Genomic DNA, 20,795 nt, shown 5'->3' with positions numbered 1-20,795 from the left:
TCGAAGCACTCGCTCGACGCTTTCATTAGCAGATCAGATACAAAAAAAGCCGCACTGCTTTACGCATGCGGCTTTTTTAATATGGAAAGACTTATTTCTGGATCAAGAAGTTGTCGCGCTCTTGCCCGGCAATCCACTTTGGCGGCTTGCCACGGCCCGACCAAGTGCTGCCGCTGTCCGGATCACGATACTTCGGCGCCACGCCTGCACGAGGACGTGCAGCGTTTTTCAGATTCTTACCGCCGCGACCGCCCGCCAGTTCGGCAAGCGTAATTCCGTAGTCGGTCATTTTCTGCTTGATTTCATTGAGAACTTCAGCATATTCCCGCGACTTCGCTTCTTCGATTTGTCGTTCGAGATTCTCGCGCTGTGCGAGAAGTTCCTTGTAAGACGGCATGGTGTTTTCCTTTGGTTTGCAGTGTACGAGTCAAGCGCCCGCTTGGGATATATTGTAAAGCCTCTCAATAGAACGCAGATTAACACAACCACGGCTTTATGCGCGTTTCAACACATTCGATTTAAATCAGTTCAGCCGAACGGGCGTGCGTAACATTTGGTGCGATTCTTTAAATGGTGCAAAGTCTTCCATTCATCCTACTTACATCTTTGAATGAATCCGGAAAATCTTTCACAAAATGAGAATACTGTTAAAATGTGTCGCCTCGAACTTCCATTTGATGAAAGGTTTCGCAGAAAACCCTTCACACCGCGCTCACATTTTGTAATCGCGCGACATAAATGCACATGAATGTTGTTCGGCCCTTCAGACAATCACCTATGCCGTTCAATACAATCAATTAGCGCTGCGTTCAATTCGGCTTGCGTCTCTTTCGGTTTATCGAAGGTGAAACGATTGCGCACTCCTGAGCTTCTGAGGTCACAACCGTATTTGTCGACTCCAAGTAGTTCAAGTTCCTGCGGTCTTTCAGATGAATCGGAAAATAATGCCAGCAATTCCGATTCACTTTGTTCCGATAATGGCTCAAGCTCGTCAAGCACGCTTCCATCCAGCCAGCCCATCGCGCCAAAGCCACCTATATAACGCATGCGCTCAATAGACATCACCCAGAAAGTGAAGTCACCGAGTTCGAGGTATCGGGCGGCATCGGGGTGATATCGCAGATAACGCTGCGACAATTGAGTCACGGAATCGGCGGGTGCGGGAGAAAACGAACCGAGCATGGTAAGACGCTGGCCTTCGAGAACCGCATTGGAGGATGAATGCGCGATCAGGAAACCGGCCCGCGCGTCGGACTGCAGATTTCGCGTGTGTTCGGCCAGATGGCTGATCAAAACCATGGGCACGTGTCCGGCCGTGGGCGCAAACGGTAATGCCGTGGGATACGGATAGCCATGCGGCTCGCGGGAATGCGTGGCAAGCGTGCCATTGGGCGCTTGATGCAGGAGGTGCAACGGCGCGTGCGACGGGATATTCAAGGCGAACCTCACAACAGAGCAACGGAGCTAAAGATGGCGGACCTACCTCTGGAATCTTAATGCAGCAGACATGCAGGGCGCGGAACCGTTCTATAGAATCGAAATCTTCGCCGGGCGAAAACCGCATCCATACGCTTTGACCCGGCTTTCAAAACGAAAAATAACGAGAGAGCAATTTCAGTGTCCGAATCAGTTTGCAGCGCCAATGCAACCGGCCGGGACGCCGTGCAAGCCGTGCATCGGCGGCTGCCGGTCGCAAAGCGCGAGCGCGCCCGATACGCCACCATGGCCGTGTTTTTTATCGCGGGAATGTTATACGCGTCGTGGGGCGTTCATGTTCCCACCGTGCGCGACAAGTTTCACCTGAGCCCAGGCGCGCTGTCCATCGCGTTGCTGGCGGTTGCGGCCGGTTCGATCATCGCAATGCTCACCAACGGGCCGTGGATCAGCCGCGTGGGCACGCGCCGCGCGTGTCTTGCGGGCGGGATCGGCATGACGGTGTTCGGGTCGCTGATTCTCTTGGCGCCGTCTTACTGGCTTCTCGTTCTCGTGCTGGCGCTGTTTGGCTTCAGCATGGCCACGCTCGACGTCGCCATGAACGCCGAAGCGAGCGCGGTCGAGGAGGCGCTGGAGCGCCCGATCATGTCGTCGCTGCACGGCATGTTCAGCGTTGGCGGTATGGCGGGCGCTGCTGCCGGCGGCGCGATGCTTGCGCACGGCCTGCCGCCGGTTGCGCATCTCGCTCTCGCGTGCGCGGTGAGCCTGGTTGTGCTGCTTGTGTCGATGCCCAATGTGCTGCCGCATGTTCCCCACGCCGCCAGCGCACATGGCGGATCGTCGTCGAATCGATGGCGCTCGCGGGCCTTGTGGGCGCTCGGCGCTCTGGCGTTGATTGCGTTGATTGCCGAAGGCGCGATGTACGACTGGGCGACCGTGTATATGCGCGACGTCGTGCTGGCAACGCCGGCGCTTTCGAGCGCGGCGTACGCAGCCTTTACAGGCGGCATGGCGGCAGGACGTTTCGGCGGCGACGCCGTGCGCGCCCGCTTCGGCGCGCCGCAATTGATATTTGCGAGCGCGGCGCTGGCGTTCATCGGCATGGTGGCGGCGCTCGTCGTACCGAGTGCGCTGGTCACAATGGCCGGCTTCACCCTGATGGGCCTGGGACTCGCCAATATGATGCCGGTTCTGTTCGCAGCAGCGGCGCGCGTGGATGGCGTAAGCCCGGCTGAGGGGCTGGCGCAGGTCGCCGGGCTGGCTTACTTCGGCTTGCTGTTCGGGCCGGTGCTGATCGGCGGCGTGGCGCAAATCAGCACCTTGCCGATCGGGTTGTCGGTGGTGGCCGCGTGCGCGGCGCTGATCGCGCTCGTGGGGCCGAGGATAATGAAGCAGCTCAAGCTATAAAAAAACGCGCTGACCTTGCGATCAGCGCGTTTTCAACATCTGCGAACTTCGACGGCGGCGCGATCAACAGATCGAAATCAAGCGATCAACCACGCCGCCCGCCAGATTACATCTTGACCACGTCCAGCAGCGTCTTCTTGCCTGCCTTGTAGTCGTACAGCGAGATCACGCCGTGCTTCAGGTCGCCCTTCGAGTCGAAGGTCGTTTCGCCGATCACGCCCTTGTAATCCGTATTCGGCATTGCCGCAACGATCTTCGCCGGATCGGTCGAGTTGGCGCGCTTCATTGCATCGACAATGATGTACACCGCGTCATACGTGAACGGCGCGTAGATCTGGATCGGCGCGCCAAAACGCTTCTGGAACTTGGCCGCGAACGCCGGGCCGCCTTCCATCTTCTCGAGCGCCATGCCGGCTTCCGAGCAGACTACGTTGTCAGCCGCGTCGCCTGCCAGGTCGGCCAGCTTTTCCGTACATACGCCGTCACCCGCCAGAACCTTCGCGCGCAGGCCGAGTTGCTTGGCTTGCTTCGCGAACGGGCCGCCGGTTGCGTCCATGCCGCCGTACATCACCGCGTCAGGATTCTCACCCTTGATCTTCGTCAAGATGGCGCGGAAGTCGACAGCCTTGTCGTTGGTCGCGTCGTGCGACATCACGTTCAGGCCGAGCGACTTGGCGGTCTTTTCAAATTCGTTCGCGAGACCCTGGCCATAAGCCGTCGAGTCGTCGACAATCGCCACGCTCTTCATCTTCATCGTCTTCGCGGCGAAGTTGGCGAGCGCCGGACCTTGCTGGGCGTCGGTCGCAACCACGCGATACGTGGTCTTGAAACCTTGCTGCGTGTAGGTCGGGTTGGTAGCCGACGGCGAGATCTGGACAATGCCCGCGTCGCTGTAGATCTTCGACGCCGGGATACTCGTGCCGGAGTTCAAGTGACCGACCACGCCAACGACCTTGTCGTCGACCAGCTTCTGGGCAACTTGCGTTGCCGTGCGCGGGTCGCCCGCGTCATCTTGCGGATCGAGTTGAAGCGTGATCTTCTGGCCGCCGATCGTCAGACCCTTGGCATTGATTTCTTCAACTGCGAGGCGCGCGCCGTTTTCGTTGTCCTTGCCCAGGTGAGCAATACCGCCGGTCAGCGGTGCAACGTGGCCGATCTTGACGACCTCGTCAGCCGTAGCGGATGTTGCCATCGAGGCGAACAGCAGCGCTGCGGCGCTGATCGGCAACAGTTTGTGAAGCTTGGTGTTCATGTAAGTCTCCAGTTTCGGTCCCAAAAACAACGGTGTCGCCCTGTGCCCCGCCTTTCATCACGGTGGTTCAGCCCCGTGGACGACCACGCCGGATGCATCGTCATGCACTTGGCAAGTCCTTCAGCCAGCCGTTTTTGACAGCCGTCATCCGTACTGCGCGCAAGTGTAGGGTTGTCAAATTAATTTGGGGAAGTTTTTTAGGATAGTGGTGTTGCTACTAATAAGAGAATAGTTGAGAAGCGACTGGAAATGTGCTGGTGCAGTGCGCAAACGTCCTGTTCATGCGGTTCTTCAGAGAGCGGGCGGTTTGCCGGTTGACCCGGGCGCGGGCGCCGGCTGGTTTTATCGGATAGTGCCGATAATATCCGCCTATATGAATCGTATCGATTCAGGCACCTAAAAGAACATTAACTCTAGAGCGTTCCAAACCGCAGCCCGGTCAAGCCAATTTCTCGGGCCGATTCCTACAGACGCGTTACAGGGCGGCCCTCCGCGAGCAAGCCGCATGGAATGGTGGCACACTGCCATGCTGCGTTTTTCACTCGTTTTCCGGCTTGGTTTTCGCCGCCTACTACGCTTGACTATTCAGGCATCCAGTCAGGAGCTTCACTATGACCGTCTCATCCCGATGGATCGACATCCCCGCCAATGGCGACAGCTTCCAGGGCTATCTCGCGTTGCCCAAGGCAGGCAAAGGCCCGGGCGTGGTGATCATCCAGGAAATTTTCGGCGTGAATTCGCATATCCGCGCCGTGGCCGACCAGTACGCCGCCGATGGCTACGTGACGCTTGCCCCAGACATCTTCTGGCGCATCCAGCCGCGCGTGGAGCTCGGCTATGACGGCGCGGATCGCGACAAGGCCATGGAACTGCTCGGCAAGTTCGACCTCAATCTGGCAGTCGCCGACGTCAGCGCCGCCGCCGATGCATTGCGCGCCCTGCCGGAAGTGACCGGCAAGGTCGCGGCCGTGGGCTTTTGCCTGGGCGGGCGCCTTGCGTATTTATCGGCGGCGAAGGGTTCGTTCGATATCGCCGTGGCCTACTACGGCGGCGGCATTCACACGCAACTCGACCAGGCCGATAACGTCAAGGCGCCGATCCAGTTCCACTACGGCGAACTCGACGCGCACATTCCCGCCGACGCAGTCGACGCCGTGAAGCAGCGCTTCGCCGGCAAGGACGCGCAGGTCTTCACGTACCCGGGCGCGGATCACGGCTTCAACTGCACGGATCGCGCGTCGTACAATCAGAAGGCAGCGGCGCTTGCGCACGGCCGCACGCTGACGTTCCTCGGCGAGCATTCGTAACACGGCGCGAGTGGCGCCCTGGACTGCACGGCCGCCTGACGAAGACGGAACAAAAATACAAGGGGAAACCGTGCAGTCCGAGTATCTCGACTATGACGCCATCGGCCTGGCGGAGCTTGTGCACACGGGCCAGGTAAGCGCGCGCGAACTGATCGATACCGCCATCGCGCGCGCGGAAGCGGTCAATCCGGCGATCAACGCCATCGTGCTGAAGGATTATCAGGCGGCCCGCAATCGCGCGAGCCGCTCAGTGCGCGACGGCGCCAACTCGTTCGGCGACGGTCCGCTCGCGGGCGTTCCCTACCTCATCAAGGATCTTGGCGCGCCGGTCGCGGGCTTGCGCATGTCCATGGGCAGCCGCCATTTCCAGCACTACATTCCGCAGGAAGATTCGCCCATCGTCGCGCGCTCGAAAGCCGCCGGACTCAATATCTTTGGCAAGACGAACACGCCGGAAATTGGCCAGATGCCGTACACAGAACCCGATCTGTTCGGCCCGGCGCGCAACCCTTGGGGACTCGACTACACGCCGGGCGGTTCCAGCGGCGGCGCGGCGGCGGCCGTGGCGGGCGGTGTCGTGCCGCTCGCTCATGCAGCCGATGGCGGCGGCTCGATCCGCATTCCGGCGTCGTGTTGTGGTTTGTTCGGCTTCAAGCCGTCCAACGACGTCCAGCCGCAACCGCTGCCGGCGCCCGGAGTTCTATCGGTGGATCATGCCGTGTCGCGCAGTGTGCGCGATAGCGCGATGCTGCTCGACCTCACGTCCTCAGGACATGCCGGCGCGTTTTCCCGTGCGCTCAGCGAGCCGTGCACGCCTTTACGCATTGGCTATATGGCCGAGCCGCAACTGGCGGCGGGGTTATCGGCGGACGTAAAAGCCGCGCTCGACGATGCCGGCAAGCTCGTCGAATCGCTGGGTCATCACGTTGAACCGGCGTCGTTCGGGCTTGATTTCGATGCCATCGCGCACGCGTTCCTGGTGATGTGGTCGGTGCTGGCCGAAGAAATCGTGCTGCAAGCCGACAAGATCAGCGGGCAGAAACCGAAGCGCTGCGAGTTCGAGATTGCGTCGTGGGCAATGGCGCATATTGGCCGCTCGATCGGCGAGAAGGATCTGCCGGCAGCGCTCGAGTTGCAGCGTCAGATCACGGCGAAGATGGACGCGCTGATGACGCGCTACGACGTGCTGCTCACGCCCACGCTCGCCGCCGCGCCGTTCAAGATCGGCGCGAAGCAGCCAACGCAATTCGAGCGTTTTCAGATGGGTCTGTTGACGGCGGTTCCGGTGGAATCGTTGCTGCGGAGAATGTTGGCGGTATCGGCAAAGAAGGCGTTCGACTGGGCCGGTTGCACCGAGCTTTTCAACTTTACCGGCCAGCCCGCGATGTCCGTGCCGCTGTACTGGAACGCGCGCGGCTTGCCAATTGGCGTGCAGTTCGCCGGGCGGCGCAACGGGGACGCCGCGTTGTTCACGCTGGCCGCGCAACTGGAAGCGGCGCGGCCGTGGTTCAACAAGCGGCCGACGCTGATCGCCGCGCGTTGACTTGCTACACGCTTCGCCGGGTAAACCGATAATGCGCGATGCCCCATTCAATGCCCTTCGCATAGCCAAACAATTCGGCAACGGCCATATAAAACATGCGCCAGCGCTGGAACCACACCGGCGCATCGGCCGCGCCGTACGTCTGAACCAGCAGCGGCATCAGCTCATCGCGTGCCGCATCGAGATTCTCAAGCCAGTGATTCGCGGTCCTCTCGTAATGCGTGCCGCTCAGCCACCATTGCCGGTCGATCGTCAGATCATCCTGAAAATGCAGCAACAAGGATTCCGATGGCATGGTTCCGCCGGTGAAAAAGTACTTCGACATCCAGTCGCTGCCGTCCTTCACCTCGAAGTGATAAGCCAGCGTCCGATGCGCGAACACATGCACGAAAAGCTTGGCATCTTCGCGCATCCAGCCCGAAATCTTGCTCAGCAATAACCGGTAGTTCTTCATGTGCTCGAACATCTCGATCGACAGCACACGATCAAAGCCCTCGCCGAGCAATCCCGGCTCAAACTCATAATCAACGATATTGCCCGTCACCACATTCAAGTTCGCCAGGCCGCGCTCGGCCGCCGCCGCTTGAATGGACTCGCGTTGCCCCTGTGAATTCGACAGCGCGACAATCTTCGAGCGCGGATACTTTTCGGCCAGCCACAATGAAAGCGATCCCCAGCCGCAACCCAGGTCGAGAATGCGCTGGCCATCGTAGAGTTGAGCGCGCACGGCGTATTCTTCGAGCATCGCGGTTTCGGCCTGATCGAGCGTTTCCGAACCCGTTCTGTATAGACAGCATGAATACTTCAAATGCTCACCCAGATGAGCGTGAAAAAAACCGGCCGGCACTTCGTAATGCTGTGAATTGGCGGCCTGCGTTTCTATCGCGATGGGGCTTGCGCGCAATTCATCGATTAAACGATTAAAACGCCTGGACCGCGCTTCGCCATCGTTTATGCCTTCATCGCGCAGACGCTGTCTCATTAGCCGGCGCATTCCCAGGCGCACCAGGGCATCTGGAATCCGGCCGCGCTCGCACCAGTCGATCAGCCAGCTATCCGCAGGCGCTTTTTGTTCTTGCGGCTGTGGCATGGCCGCTTGGGATGACAGGTCGCTCATGAAATACTCCTGGCTATTATTGTTTATGGCTGACGCGGCGGCCACGGAATCAATGCGCTGGTCGTACGCATGTAATCGGCATATCCCGCGCGCTTTTTAGCCGACTCCGCTTCCACCATAGGCACGCCCGACACTTTCATCAAGAGCCACGCCATCAAAACCGGTGGCAAAAGCATGGCGAATATCCATGGTCCACTACCAGCGGCGAGCGGAATGTACGCCACCCAATGCACGCATTCAAAGAAGTAATTTGGATGACGCGAATATCTCCATAAACCCGCTCGGCATACCTCGCCGTGATTGGACGGATCGGCCTTGAATATCCGCAATTGATGATCGGCCAGCGCTTCGCCCGCAATCGATACAACCCAAATCAGCACCGCCAATGCAACCCATATGCCGCTTGGCGGCGTCAAGCGATAAGCGGGGACAAAAAACGCGATGGAAAGCAGCATCGAAATGACGACTTGCAACTGGAAGAACCAGAACATTTTCTTGTTGGCGTTGGCTCCCCACTGCACGCGAAACTTGTGATAACGCGGGTCTTCGTCGTGGCCGGCATTGCGTTTCCATAAATGAACGCCAAGCCGCATGCCCCACACAAGCCCGCCAATTCCCACGATAACTCGCGTATCCGGATCGCCCCGAGCGAATACGGCGATGAACACCGCGAGCAGGCCGAGCGACATGGCCCAGATGGGATCGATCATCCCGGCATTCTTCGATTTGACCTGCCACGCCCAGACCGCTGAAAAAATGGCGATCAGCGCAACAAATGCAATCACGGCAACAGTGAGCAGTGGCATGGAATCTCGATGTCCTTTTATCTTGAAACTGAATTGGCATCGACTGGGACAGTGACTGGCTCTATTTACGCGCGTCGTGAACGGACGGATGCGCAAAGGCATTCAAGATGGCGTATCAACGGTCAGCGTTCCAGGCAGATACGAGGAACGTGAGCATGGGACATTCCCGAATGAGTTAGACGGGAAGTTAAGCAGGAACACAGAAACGACGCTTTTAAAGCGTCGAATTCCTGTCCAGCGTGCACGGACAACCGATTGATTTCGATTTACCGCGCGATTTGAAATTTCGGACGTCTACACAAGCGCCGGTAATCCCTCGACCAACAAAAACGCGACAAGCACGCCGAGCAGCGCGCCAAATACGCGCAATGTGTTTTTGCGGAACTGCGTGGCGCAAGGAACTGCTCCAAGAAAGAGAATCCCCGCGAGCGCCATCGGGATGATCAGAATGAAGTCGCCGATCGTGAAGTAGGTGGTCATACTCGTCTCCCATCGTCCGTGCTCAGCGTCCACCTGAATGCGTGGAACGTCGCACGTTCAACTTGAGTATAGGCCGCGCTTTTCGCTTTAAACATGCTGCATTGCGCAACAGCGGCGCGCCGATAATCGCTCGCCTTACCTGACGGGGCTTGGCGCGACGATCTTTTAAGCAGATACGGAAAAACCCTTGTATGAAGATATTTACGAATAACTTTCGATACCTTCACGCGTGAATTTAAATGATTGTCCGCCGTTCTTGTCGACGCAAATATTCCGCGCCGCCCAAACCGATAACCAGCAATACAAAGACAAGACCTGTCACGCCGCGCCAGCCATCGATGGTCCAGAAATAGCCGCCCCACGAACCAAGCACACTTGAGCCAATGTAATAGGCCAGCAAATACAGTGCGGCGGCCTGCCCTTTCGCACCTTTTGCCAGCAGGCCAACCCAGCCGCTTGCAACCGCGTGGCCGGCGAAGAATCCGAAGGTCATGCACGCAATTCCTACGATCACCATGGGCAACGATGTCGACAATGTCATCGCCACGCCCGCGATCATCAAGGCGAGCGCCGCTATCAGCACGCGGCCGCGTCCGAAGACATCGGCCATTTTTCCGGACCACGGCGACGCCACCACGCCCGTGAGGTACACCACGAAGATCGCGCCGATTTCCGTCTGGCTCAAGTTGAACGGCGCGGCAATCAGCCGATACCCCACGTAGTTATAGAGGGTGACGAAGCTGCCCATCAGCACGAAACCCATCAGGAACAGGAACGGCAGGCCGCGATTTTTAAGATGCCCGGACAATGCCGTCCGATGATGCGCGAAACCCATTCCCGCGCGCGGCACGAAGCGCCGCGACGGCGGCAACAGCGCGCGAAATGCGAGCGTGGCGAGCAGCCCCAACACTCCGATCCCGCCAATCGCCACCCGCCAGGAGAAGAAGTCCGCAAGAATCCCGCTGATCACGCGCCCCGACATTCCGCCTATGGCCGTCCCGCCGACATAAAGCCCCATCGCGAGGCCAAGGCCATCGGGATGCACTTCCTCCGCGAGGTACGCCATGGCGACCGCCGGCACGCCGCCGAGCGCCAGCCCTTCGAGCGCGCGCACGGCCAGCAGACCGTGCCAGCTCGGCAAGAACGCCGCGATGATCGTCAGGAGCGACGCCGCGGTCAGGGACAACGTCATCAATTTGTGCCGGCTCCATCCTTCGGAAACGAAGCCCGCTACGAAGATCGCAATCGCAAGCATGGCAGTTGCCACGGATACCGACAGCGCGCTCTGCGCCGGACTGACGCCGAACGTTTTGGTGAACTCGGGAAGGAGCGGCTGCACACAGTAAAGCAGCGAGAAGGTGGCGTAGCCTGCAAACAGCAACGCAATCGAAGCGTGCCAGTAAGCGCGCGATCCGCGTTCCAGATAAGGCGTGGAATCGGTTGATTGCCTGGGTGCCGGCGATGAAGTCACGAATGGATTTCCAGTAGCGAAACGCGCAACGATACCGGGAACAATCGCATTTTGCCGAAGCGTGGCGCAAATGCTTTCAAGCAACTTTCGATGATTCGTTGTGTCGCGTTTGCGTCGTTTAGAAACGACGGGTGATTCAACTCAACCTCATCGATGCGCTAAAGTAGAGCAACCATTGAGCCGAAATCATTGGAATATGCCGCAATTCATAAGGCATCTGCAGGGTTCACGCGCGGCATTGCAGTCTCGTGCACAGGCCTTAAATCCTGTGCTTCATCCAGAACCGACCGGCACGCATCACATCACGCACGTTTCTGCCGGCACATTTCGGGGAGTCATCATGCAAATCGGTTCAATCGTTCGCTCCGTCCATATCGCCGTGCCGCAAGGCGCACGCGGCATTGTCATGCGAATTCTTGGCGACATGGCCATGGTCGCCTGGTATGCCGACGAGCCCGGCACGTCCGAACTGCTCAATACGGAACCGTTCTTCCTCGAAGATCTGATCGATACCGGCGAACACGTCCGACCCACCAACGCGCTCATGCATTGAGCGCGTTCCCGAAGCCGATATGAAATAACGCGAATTAAGCGCGCATCGCTCATGCTTCTCCCGGCGATGCGCGTCACAATGCTGGAATGAACCCGAACCATTCCGATGCATCGCGTATGCCAGACGAGAACGCCAACTCCGCTGACGGCCGCGCAAATCCACCCGCCCCGGACGGCCGCTCAAATCCACCCGCCCCGCCCTTCGCCGATCTCACGCCCGAGCGCGTGCTCGATGCGCTCGACAGCGTCCTGATGCCCCTTGGCGAGCGCACGGATGGTGGCATGCTCGCCCTCAACAGTTACGAAAACCGCGTGTATCAGGTCGGCATGGAAGACGGGCCGCCGATGGTCGCGAAGTTTTATCGGCCGAATCGATGGTCGGACAACGCCATTCTCGAAGAGCACGCATTCGTGTCCACGCTCTACGAACGCGAAATTCCAGCCGTGCCGGCACGCGTGATAAACGGCGCGACGCTTCATGGCTTCGAGGGGTATCGGTTCTCCATTTTCGAGCGGCGTGGCGGGCGTGCGCCGGATATCGACCGGCCGGAAACGCTGGAATGGCTGGGACGGTTTATCGGGCGGATTCACGCGGTCGGGCAGATCGAGCCGTACGTTGAACGGCCTTCGCTCGATATCCAGACCTTCGGCTATGAGCCGCGCGACTTCCTGCTCGCGCACGAGTTTGTGCCGGCGGATGTTCGCGAAGCTTATGAAACCGTGGTGAAGATGGCGCTGGAAGGCGTTGAGCGCTGCTACGAGCGTGCCGGCGATATCAAAAACATCCGGCTTCACGGCGACTGTCATCCGAGCAATGTGCTATGGACCGACGCGGGGCCGCATTTTGTGGATTTCGACGATAGCCGCATGGCGCCCGCCATTCAGGATTTGTGGCTGCTGCTTCCGGGCGAACGCGCGGAGGCATCGCGGGCGCTCGGCGACTTGCTGGCCGGCTACGAGGATTTCTGCGAGTTCGAGCCGCGCGAACTGCATCTGGTCGAGGCGCTGCGCACGTTGCGGCTGATCCATTACGCCGCGTGGCTCGCGCGTCGGTGGAACGACCCCGCTTTTCCGGCAGCATTTCCCTGGTTCAACACGCAACGGTATTGGGAAGACCGGATTCTGGAATTGCGCGAGCAGGTTGGCGCAATGGACGAAGGCCCGCTTTGGCCGGTGTAATGCTCCGTATTTAAACAGCGCGCGGGCTGCCTTACAAATTCGTTGAAGAATTCGTTTCGTCGTGCAATGATAACAATTCTCATTATCGATGCACGACTGGAGAGACGCGTGAACGCGCCCGACACCCTTGAACCCGCGTCCAACGCAATCACAATGCAATATGCGCCGCACAGCGGCAGGCTCATTGACGACGCCGAGCAAATATCCCGCAAGCAGCGCTCACGCCGCGCCACGTTTATCAAATGGCTGCGCAAGGTGCACGGCTGGGTGGGTTTGTGGGGCGCGGTGCTTGGGTTGCTGTTCGGCTCGACAGGCTTCCTGCTTAATCATCGTGCGGGGCCGCTGAGGATTTCGAGCGGCGAACCGCAGGTCTCGCAAATGCAACTGGCTTTGCCACCACAAGGCCTCAAGTCGCCGATGGAACTCGGCAAATGGCTCAAGAAAGAACTCAAGATCGACGGCAATCTTGGCCGCGCAAAACGCGAACCGGCGCATGCGGTGGGCTGGGGCGACCAGAAAACCATGCAGCCTGAGCAATGGACGGTGGCGGTGGCGTCGCCGGGCGGGTCGGTATCGGCGGAATACTGGGTGGGGAATGGGTTTGTATCGGTGAAGAAAACCGAGAACAGCTTTCTCTCAACCATGAGCAACCTGCACAAAGGCGTGGGATTGAGCGTGGGATGGGTACTGCTGATCGATACGCTCGCGGGCAGCATCATCTTGCTTTCGCTGACGGGCGTGTTGCTGTGGACCGAATTGAACAAACGCAAGACCGTGGGCGCGGTGATCGTAGGCGCGTCGATTGTTGCTTTGGTCTGGATGGCGTTGATGTAACGTCCTGTGTTGCTTGATTCCAAGTAGAGCCCCGCTTCGTGCGGGGCTTTTTATTGTGGGCTGGTTTCGTCAAGCAGGCTTTGCTCTGTTTTTATTGCCTCGCGAAAGCCAGAGATACAGGCCGCTTCCCAAAACGATAATCGTGAGTACATCGAACGCTGCCCAGAATATTTTTAGTGGCATGCCGCCGAAATCGCCAAAGTGCAGCGGCTGGGAACCGAGCAGCAATTTCAGATACCACGGCAGTTCACGTGAATCGGTGAGCGCGCCAGTTTCAGCATCGATAAGAACCGGGCGCAGCATTCGCGTCGTCAAAATGCCGTCGCCGCGCATGAACACGGTGTAATGGTGCGGACTGCTGAAGCGCGTGCCGGGGAACGCGACGAACGATGGAATCATCGATGGCGCTGTATTGCGCGCGGTGTGTATCGCTTCATCGACGGACGCCGTTGCCGCGACCGGCGGCTTGCCTTGATAGGGCGCCAGCATTTGCGCGAGTTGATCGTTGCGCCATGCGTCTAGCAGAAGATCGGCGAGCGTGTTGATGGAACCTGTAGCGCCGACGAGCAGCGCCCAGATCAGCGTCAACATGCCGAGCGCATTGTGGCTGTCGAGCCATGCAATGCGCCACGATTTTTTCATGCGCACGCGGCCCAGCCCGACCTTCTTCCAGAACGGCAGATAGACCACCACACCTGAGACGATCGCGGCGACGAATGTCATGCCCATCGCGCCGAGGAACAGCTTGCCGGGCAGGCCCGCGAACATATCGACGTGCAGTTTCAGCAGCACGAATTTCAGCGATCCCTTGCCGGGCGGCGCGCCTAAGGCCTGAGCAGTGCGGCCGTCGATGGTCGTGCTTTGGGTGTCGTCGGGCGGGGTATCGGCCCGCGGCGCGGTGACGATGATCGGCAGCATGGGTTCGTCCGGCTCCCAGATCATGTATTGCGGCACATGGCCGGGATTCTTCGCCAGCGCGGATTTCAGGACGGAGTCGTAGCTTGCGCGCGCGTTTGCCTGGCTCGCGGGGAGTTCGGGGGCTTCGATGGCATCGCCCAGAAGCACATCGAGTTCGTGGCCAAACACGAGCGGCAAGCCGGTGAGGCACAGCAACAGCATGAAGGCCGTGCACACGATGCTCGTCCATCGATGGACGAACGACCAAGTGCGGAGGGACTTTGGAGACAGCATGAGATCAAGTAAGGCTTTTGCGCGGTAATGTGGACTCAAATGAGAATCATTATTGTAACTGCAATTGGGCAGTGTTTCGGTTTGCTTAGCATTACTTCGGTCACATTGGGATGGGGTAACATCTGGCGCGGTCGTTGGGCAGGTTGCCAAGGATGGTGTGAAGCCGATTGATCGGAAGTCCGTGGAAACGCGAACCGGTAGCGGCCAGCTTTTTCCGGGGAGGTTCGCGGAAAGTAATGGATTTATAGCGGGGAAACAGGTGGTTGGATGGGATGGGGTCGCGCCCTTCACGGGCGCGCGGGTTGACGCTTCTGGCACGTCGACTTCTTTCGATACGGCCGAGTCTCGTCGTTGCGGTCCAGTATGCAGAAACACGATGCCGCGCCACATATCGACGCGGTAAGAGGCCGCGTCCACATTGATTCGCGGATACAACCTGCATCAAATTGAGATATCTCAAAATCTACGCCGGACGACCCGCGCCTCGACCACGCATACAAATTATTACCATTAAACCTAATTTTAAGATAGCGCTGATATTAAGCTGTTCTAAATGCTGACTTAACACCGGAAACGTCAATCCAACCCGCTCGTTTCCAATAAATAAAGCCCGCCAACTATTCGAGAGGCCAGCGCCCGTGACACAGGTCTTCCACGCACACTCGACGTCGAGTCCTGACGAAAGCGACTGGCAAACACTTCCGGATCATCTCAACGCGGTGGGCAAACTCGCGGGCCAATCGGCCAGACATTTTGGCGCAGCCGTTCTTGCGGAAACCGCTGGAAAACTCCACGACCTTGGTAAATACACAGATGCGTACCAACAGCGGATCCGAGGCGGTCCATGCGTCGACCATGCCACTTGGGGAGCAAAAGTCGCGTGCGAGAGGTATGGCGCGTTAGGGCGGATGTTGGCCTACGGCATCGCCGGCCACCACGCAGGAATGGCAAATGGATGCAACCCCGGAACACGTACCCCGCTCGACGGCCGGCTGGCTGCAGACCTTCCCGTGCTGTTCAACGACTATATGAAAGACCTGACGTTGCCAGCAGCAAAGGAGATGGAGCCAACCGCGTGGCGGCCAAACAAGGAACGTCTGCAATTCCAGCTTTCCTTGCTAACCCGAATGATCTTCTCGTGTGTTGTTGACGGCGATTATCTCGATACCGACCGCTTCTATTCCAGAACCGAAAACCGGCCATTCAACCGCGATACTCCAAAGCCCACGCTTATCGAATTACGTGCGAAGCTGGATACTTATTTAAGCGCATTCAAGGTCGTCAATCCCATCGACGCAACCCGCGCCCAAATCCTCACGCACGCCCGATCGCATGCAAACGATCGCATTGGCATGTTTTCGCTGACGGTCCCAACGGGCGGCGGAAAGACGTTGACGTCGCTGGCATTCGCACTCGATCACGCTATTGCACACGGTCTCGACCGCGTCATCTTCTTGATTCCGTTCACAAGTGTCGTTGAGCAAAACGCCGCTGTGTTCAAGAAAGCCTTCGGCAACCTCGGCGATGCTGCCGTGCTGGAGCATCACAGCGCCTTCGTTCCAACGCCTGGCAATGATGCCGAGGCTGCGGCGAAGTTACGCGTCTTAATGGACAATTGGGATGCGCCGGTAATCGTCACGACATCGGTGCGACGGAATTGCGGGTTTCAAATTCGATCTTATCGATCAACTGTTTCAAATGATCGGCAGCATACAAATGCCGGTGATCATTCCCGCCGACGCCGAATGCAAAGCCTTGCTGAAAGACCTCGAACACACGGAAAACTGTGGCGGCATAGCGCGCAAGCTTCAGCCGTATCTCATTCAGATTTCGCATGGACCGTACAGCGCGCTTGCCAAGAGCGGCGCCATACAGCCAGTTGCCGAATACAAATACGGCACACAGTTCATGCAATTGATCACCATGGATATGTACAGCGACCGTTTTTGTTTTCAGCTTGACGGCTCAATGCTGCTTGATCCAAACAGTCTCATTCAATAACCCGGTTTCCAATCTGTTGCCTCAGGCAACGACACACAGCTTTATATAAAGGAGACAACCGTGGCATACGGAGTCCGTTTGTTGGTAGAAGGCGAAAGGGCGTTGTTTACGCGCCCGGAGATGAAGGTTGAACGTGTATCTTACGACGTCATCACGCCGTCGGCAGCACGAGGTATTGTGGAGGCAATTCACTGGAAGCCGGCCATTCGCTGGGTCATTGATCGAATCCGCGTGCTTAACGAAATTCGCTTCGAAACCATACGTCGCAATGAAGTAGCCAGCAAGATTCCGGCATCGAACGCACGTTCGGCCATGAAAAAGAATACGCTCGACGGCCTCGTCAATTATGTCGATGTGGACCGCCAACAACGCGCAGCGTCCATTCTCAAGAACGTCGCCTATGTAATTGAAGCGCATTTCGTGCTCACCAATAAAGCAGAAGAAGGTGATTCAATAGGTAAGCACCTCGATATCTTTAATCGACGAGCGCGCAAAGGCCAGTGTTTCCACATGCCCAGTTTCGGCGTGCGTGAATTCCCGGCGAATTTCCGGTTACTCGAAGACGACGAGCAGACGCACTCGCCACATGAATCGTTGATCGCGGAAAAAGATCTCGGCTGGATGCTGCACGACATTGATTTCGATAACGCCATGACACCGCATTTTTTCCGCGCTTCTATAAAAGATGGCTGGATTGAAATTCCGGCGCTCCCGTTCGCCGAGCGTGCGGCATGATTATCAAATCACTTGCCGAGTATTACGAACGGCTCGCGGCACAGGGCAAGGTCCCGGCCTTTGGTTTGACACAGGAGAAGATCGGCTATTCGATCCTCTTGGACCATGATGGCAAGGTTCGGGACATCGTCAATCTAAGCGATCCAGCAGAAAAGAAATCGAAGTGGCTGATGCTGACAGTTCCGGCATCTTTCAAGCGCTCGGGTACCGCACCGCCACCGTTCTTCTTGTGGGACAAATCGGCGTTTGTGCTCGGCGTGGAGCAAAAAAAAGATTCCGACGTACCCTCAGTGAATGCCCGGTCGCATGGTGCGTTCAAGGCGCTTCATCTGGAGCGTCTCGCCAATGCCACTGATGCGGGCCTCATTGCGTTACGCAAGTTCGTGGAGGAATGGGTTCCCGAACAATGGCAGCAGTGTGAGGCTCTCGTCAAACATGGCTCGGCCATATTTAGCGCGAACATCGTGTTTCGGCTCGACGGTGAACAGCAGTACATCCACGAGTGTGCCGCCGCGCAGGAATTGATCAAGCGATACAGCGCAACAGATGACTCGCCGCTCGGCCTGTGTCTGGTGAGTGGTGAGACGCAACCCATAGCGCGGCTTCATCCGGCTATCAAGGGTGTTTGGGGCGCGCAGTCGGCTGGCGCGTCAATTGTATCGTTCAATCTCGACGCTTTCGATTCATATGGCAAAGATCGTGGCGCGAACGCGCCTGTATCCGTACACGCTGCTTTTGCCTATACAACCGTATTGAATTACTTGTTGATGCGTGATCCGCATCATCGTCAATGCGTGCAGATCGGCGATGCAAGTGTCGTTTTCTGGGCCGAAGCCAAAGATCAGCAGCAACAGGACGTTGCCGAAAACCTTTTCTTTAGTGCGCTGGAACCGCCGCCAAGTGATTCCACCGAAGCTTCGAAACTTTTGCAGGCTCTTGACGCGGTTGCGGCGGGACGCGCCATGCATTACCTCAATGTGGATCTGGATCCCGCTACCAAAATATTTGTGCTCGGCTTGTCACCGAATGCCTCACGGCTTTCAGTGCGCTACTGGTTCACCGAGGGCCTCGGCAAATTCGCACAACGACTCGCGCAGCACTACGGCGACCTTGCCATAGAGCCGTCGCCGTGGAAAACGCCTCCCGCTGCCTGGCGTTTGCTGGCATCGATCGCTGCGCAGGAAAAAACTGAAAACGTCCCGCCATTGCTCGCGGGTTCATTGATGCGTTCGGTACTAAGTGGAGAATGCCATCCGCGCACGTTGTTAAGCGCGACGATCATGCGCATGCGAGCCGACCACGATATTTCCGGATTGCGCGTTGCATTGTGCAAAGCCGTTTTAACCCGGGATCAGCGTCTCGATGACAAGAATCACCATCAGGAGGTACCTGTGAGTCTAGATAGAAATGTCACCACGCCGGGCTATTTACTCGGGCGGCTTTTCTCGGTACTGGAAAGCATTCAGGAGGCTGCATTGCACTCGGTCAACGCAAGCATCAAGGATCGATATTACGGTTCAGCTTCAGCCATGCCTGCAGGCGTCTTTCCTCTTTTAATGCGAGGTGCTCAGAATCACCTGTCGAAGGCGCTGAAAGATCCCAAGAGCAAAGGACTTGCGGTATCGCTGGAAAAAGAAGCGCAGCAGATTATCGAGGGATTGAGCTCTGAACTTCCGAAGACGCTCCGGCTAGAAGATCAGCGGCGCTTCGCTATTGGTTATTACCACCAGCGCAATGAGCGCTTCCGGTCAAAAGCGGACAAGAACGAAACCCGGAACCCGTTGGACGAAACATTGGAGACAATTTAATGACCATTATCGCAAACCGCTACGAATTCGTTTATCTATTCGACGTCACCAACGGCAACCCAAACGGCGATCCCGATGCGGGTAATCTTCCGCGTCTTGATCCTGAGACCAATCTGGGACTGGTTACTGATGTCTGCCTGAAACGGAAGATCCGGAATTACGTTACGCTGGAAAAAGATAACAAGGCGGGCCACGCTATTTACATGCAAGAGAAGGCGGTTCTGAATCTGCAGAATAAACTGGCATACGAAGCGCTTAACCTGACTCCAGCGGACAAGAAGTTACCCAAGGATCCCAAAGACGCCGAAGCGCTGACCAAATGGATGTGCACGAATTTCTTCGACATCCGCGCGTTTGGTGCAGTCATGAGCACCGGCGTGAATTGCGGGCAGGTCCGCGGTCCGATCCAGTTAGCCTTTGCCAAGTCCATCGAACCGGTCATGCCAATGGAGGTTTCCATTACGCGCATGTGTGTGACGAACGAGAAGGATGCGGAAAACTCGGACCGCACCATGGGCCGCAAGCATATTCTCCCTTACGGTTTATATCGGGCGCATGGATTCATATCGGCGAAACTCGCGGAGCGCACAGGTTTCACCGAGGACGATCTCGAACTCGTGTGGCGTTCGTTGACCAATATGTTTGAGCACGACCGCTCTGCTGCACGCGGTGAAATGGCTGCGCGCAAGCTTATCGTTTTCAAGCACGAAAGCGCATTGGGCAATGCGCCGGCGCATATGCTTTTCGATGCAGTGAAGGTAGACCGAGTGACAGAAGGCTCTGAACTTCCGGCGCGACGTTTCGCCGATTACACCGTTTCTATCGATAAAACGAAGGTTGCGAATGGTGTAGAAGTTATCCATCGAATTTGATCCGATGACAAGCGCGCCCTTCTCCGGAGGTTTTACTTTGTTGGGAATAGTCGGGAGCGCAGGATCGAACACGTTGGCGCGAAAGAGTCCGTGGATTTTTAATGCGCCTTTGATTGGTTGATTGGTTGATTGGTCGGTGTTTGGTCGGATATTTGAGCGGCTGCGAACCTGAGGTGACCGGGGTTTTGCGGCGAGGTTTGCACAAGTCAAATGGCGTTGATTTTGTTCGGAATCCTTCTAATTGTGGCGGGAAGTTTGGAGATCGCAAGAGATTGGTTTATCGACAGACGATGGTTCGCGGAATCGCAGAATTTTAGGTAGATAAATCAGGACGTCGAGTGAGGTGTGGTCGCGCTCTTCGTAAGCGCGCGGGTTGAAACTAATGGGTGAAAACTCAATTCTTTGCGCTACAACGTCGCGCCTTTGCGGGCGTGCGGGTTGAAACATCGTGTCGAACAGTTTCACGCCTGGCGGGATGTGGTCGCGCCCGTTGCGGGCGCACGGATTGAAACAACTTGGAACGCTGCCGCGCTGTTGGGCAATTCATTTCGCGCTCCTCACGGGCGCGTGGGTTGAAACCCTTCAAAAATGACAAAGATGCTGTTGCGGACCTTGTCGCGCCCTTCGTGGGCGCGCGAATCGAAAACATCACGACGCCTGGCAATATCGAGCCTAATCACTGTTCTCACTTGGCCCAGCGCCATGTACCATTACATTCATCGCCAATCCGTCATTGCCGTAAAAATAATTTTAACAATCCTAACTATATCGCCAATTCATTATCGAGCGCGAAATCAACCACCATA

General features: G+C 57.4%; 18 protein-coding genes. 10 read left to right on the top strand and 8 right to left on the bottom strand.

All coding sequences use genetic code 11. The annotated features are described in order from the left end of the window. Positions 1 to 91: 91 nt before the first annotated feature. Both ACRWA7_RS16900 and ACRWA7_RS16895 read right to left on the bottom strand, forming a co-directional pair. Positions 92 to 397 (bottom strand): H-NS histone family protein, encoded by a 306-nt coding sequence (locus ACRWA7_RS16900; RefSeq protein WP_060817484.1) that lies wholly within the window; start codon positions 395 to 397, stop codon positions 92 to 94. Positions 398 to 771: 374 nt separating this feature from the next. Continuing rightward, complete coding sequence (locus ACRWA7_RS16895; RefSeq protein WP_438395063.1) at positions 772 to 1,437, bottom strand: HugZ family protein; 666 nt, start codon at positions 1,435 to 1,437, stop codon at positions 772 to 774. 180 nt (positions 1,438 to 1,617) lie between these two features. On the opposite strand from ACRWA7_RS16895, the gene ACRWA7_RS16890 reads away from it, so the two are divergent. Continuing rightward, complete coding sequence (locus tag ACRWA7_RS16890) at positions 1,618 to 2,841, top strand: MFS transporter (RefSeq protein ID WP_438395061.1); 1,224 nt, start codon at positions 1,618 to 1,620, stop codon at positions 2,839 to 2,841. A gap of 106 nt (positions 2,842 to 2,947) precedes the next feature. Here the strand turns inward: ACRWA7_RS16890 and ACRWA7_RS16885 are convergent, their stop codons facing one another. Further along, on the bottom strand, positions 2,948 to 4,093 hold the full coding sequence (locus ACRWA7_RS16885) for a branched-chain amino acid ABC transporter substrate-binding protein (RefSeq protein ID WP_060817487.1): 1,146 nt from the start codon (positions 4,091 to 4,093) through the stop codon (positions 2,948 to 2,950). Positions 4,094 to 4,704: 611 nt separating this feature from the next. Here ACRWA7_RS16885 and ACRWA7_RS16880 point away from each other — a divergent pair. Both ACRWA7_RS16880 and ACRWA7_RS16875 read left to right on the top strand, forming a co-directional pair. Beyond that, the gene (locus ACRWA7_RS16880; RefSeq protein WP_438395058.1) at positions 4,705 to 5,400 is read left to right on the top strand and encodes a dienelactone hydrolase family protein; all 696 of its coding nucleotides are present in this window, start codon (positions 4,705 to 4,707) and stop codon (positions 5,398 to 5,400) included. A 70-nt stretch (positions 5,401 to 5,470) separates the two neighbouring features. Then, complete coding sequence (locus ACRWA7_RS16875; RefSeq protein ID WP_438395057.1) at positions 5,471 to 6,943, top strand: amidase; 1,473 nt, start codon at positions 5,471 to 5,473, stop codon at positions 6,941 to 6,943. A 4-nt stretch (positions 6,944 to 6,947) separates the two neighbouring features. On the opposite strand, the gene ACRWA7_RS16870 is transcribed toward ACRWA7_RS16875, so the two are convergent. The 4 genes from ACRWA7_RS16870 to ACRWA7_RS16855 all read right to left on the bottom strand — a co-directional run bounded on the left by ACRWA7_RS16870 (position 6,948) and on the right by ACRWA7_RS16855 (position 10,817). Continuing rightward, on the bottom strand, positions 6,948 to 8,060 hold the full coding sequence (locus tag ACRWA7_RS16870; RefSeq protein ID WP_438395056.1) for an SAM-dependent methyltransferase: 1,113 nt from the start codon (positions 8,058 to 8,060) through the stop codon (positions 6,948 to 6,950). A 23-nt stretch (positions 8,061 to 8,083) separates the two neighbouring features. After that, positions 8,084 to 8,866, bottom strand: a complete 783-nt coding sequence (locus ACRWA7_RS16865) for a DUF1295 domain-containing protein (protein ID WP_438395055.1) — start codon at positions 8,864 to 8,866, stop codon at positions 8,084 to 8,086. A 294-nt stretch (positions 8,867 to 9,160) separates the two neighbouring features. Then, entirely contained in the window at positions 9,161 to 9,346 is a 186-nt protein-coding gene (locus ACRWA7_RS16860) for a hypothetical protein (RefSeq protein ID WP_047895389.1), read from the bottom strand. A gap of 235 nt (positions 9,347 to 9,581) precedes the next feature. Next, positions 9,582 to 10,817: an MFS transporter gene (locus ACRWA7_RS16855; RefSeq protein WP_438395053.1), complete on the bottom strand. Its 1,236-nt coding sequence runs from the start codon at positions 10,815 to 10,817 to the stop codon at positions 9,582 to 9,584. Between the two features lie 340 nt (positions 10,818 to 11,157). Here ACRWA7_RS16855 and ACRWA7_RS16850 point away from each other — a divergent pair, with 340 nt between their 5' ends. The 3 genes from ACRWA7_RS16850 to ACRWA7_RS16840 all read left to right on the top strand — a co-directional run bounded on the left by ACRWA7_RS16850 (position 11,158) and on the right by ACRWA7_RS16840 (position 13,382). Further along, positions 11,158 to 11,370 carry a hypothetical protein gene (locus tag ACRWA7_RS16850; RefSeq protein WP_060817770.1) on the top strand — a complete coding sequence of 71 codons (213 nt, stop codon included), beginning with the start codon at positions 11,158 to 11,160 and terminating at the stop codon, positions 11,368 to 11,370. Between the two features lie 116 nt (positions 11,371 to 11,486). Further along, the gene (locus ACRWA7_RS16845) at positions 11,487 to 12,548 is read left to right on the top strand and encodes a serine/threonine protein kinase (protein ID WP_438396863.1); all 1,062 of its coding nucleotides are present in this window, start codon (positions 11,487 to 11,489) and stop codon (positions 12,546 to 12,548) included. A gap of 108 nt (positions 12,549 to 12,656) precedes the next feature. Next, positions 12,657 to 13,382 carry a PepSY-associated TM helix domain-containing protein gene (locus ACRWA7_RS16840; protein WP_438395051.1) on the top strand — a complete coding sequence of 242 codons (726 nt, stop codon included), beginning with the start codon at positions 12,657 to 12,659 and terminating at the stop codon, positions 13,380 to 13,382. 69 nt (positions 13,383 to 13,451) lie between these two features. Here ACRWA7_RS16840 and ACRWA7_RS16835 read toward each other — a convergent pair whose 3' ends face one another. Beyond that, a complete protein-coding gene (locus ACRWA7_RS16835; protein ID WP_438395049.1) occupies positions 13,452 to 14,573 on the bottom strand; it encodes a PepSY-associated TM helix domain-containing protein in 1,122 nt (373 codons plus the stop codon). Positions 14,574 to 15,211: 638 nt separating this feature from the next. Here ACRWA7_RS16835 and ACRWA7_RS16830 point away from each other — a divergent pair. The 4 genes from ACRWA7_RS16830 (at position 15,212) to cas7c (ending at position 19,989) form a co-directional block, all read left to right on the top strand. Beyond that, positions 15,212 to 16,534, top strand: coding sequence for a CRISPR-associated endonuclease Cas3'' (locus ACRWA7_RS16830; protein WP_438395047.1), 1,323 nt, complete (start codon positions 15,212 to 15,214; stop codon positions 16,532 to 16,534). A gap of 100 nt (positions 16,535 to 16,634) precedes the next feature. Beyond that, positions 16,635 to 17,309, top strand: a complete 675-nt coding sequence (gene cas5c / locus ACRWA7_RS16825) for a type I-C CRISPR-associated protein Cas5c (protein ID WP_438395045.1) — start codon at positions 16,635 to 16,637, stop codon at positions 17,307 to 17,309. After that, positions 17,306 to 19,117, top strand: coding sequence for a type I-C CRISPR-associated protein Cas8c/Csd1 (gene cas8c / locus ACRWA7_RS16820; RefSeq protein WP_438395044.1), 1,812 nt, complete (start codon positions 17,306 to 17,308; stop codon positions 19,115 to 19,117). Before cas5c ends, cas8c begins: the two co-directional genes overlap by 4 nt. Then, positions 19,117 to 19,989, top strand: a complete 873-nt coding sequence (cas7c, locus tag ACRWA7_RS16815; RefSeq protein WP_438395043.1) for a type I-C CRISPR-associated protein Cas7/Csd2 — start codon at positions 19,117 to 19,119, stop codon at positions 19,987 to 19,989. Before cas8c ends, cas7c begins: the two co-directional genes overlap by 1 nt. Positions 19,990 to 20,795 lie beyond the last annotated feature (806 nt).

Source organism: Caballeronia sp. DA-9, from assembly GCF_051615025.1.
Taxonomy (GTDB): domain Bacteria; phylum Pseudomonadota; class Gammaproteobacteria; order Burkholderiales; family Burkholderiaceae; genus Caballeronia; species Caballeronia sordidicola.
Note: the sequence above shows the minus strand (reverse complement) of the source record. Positions and strands in the feature narration are given on the sequence as shown.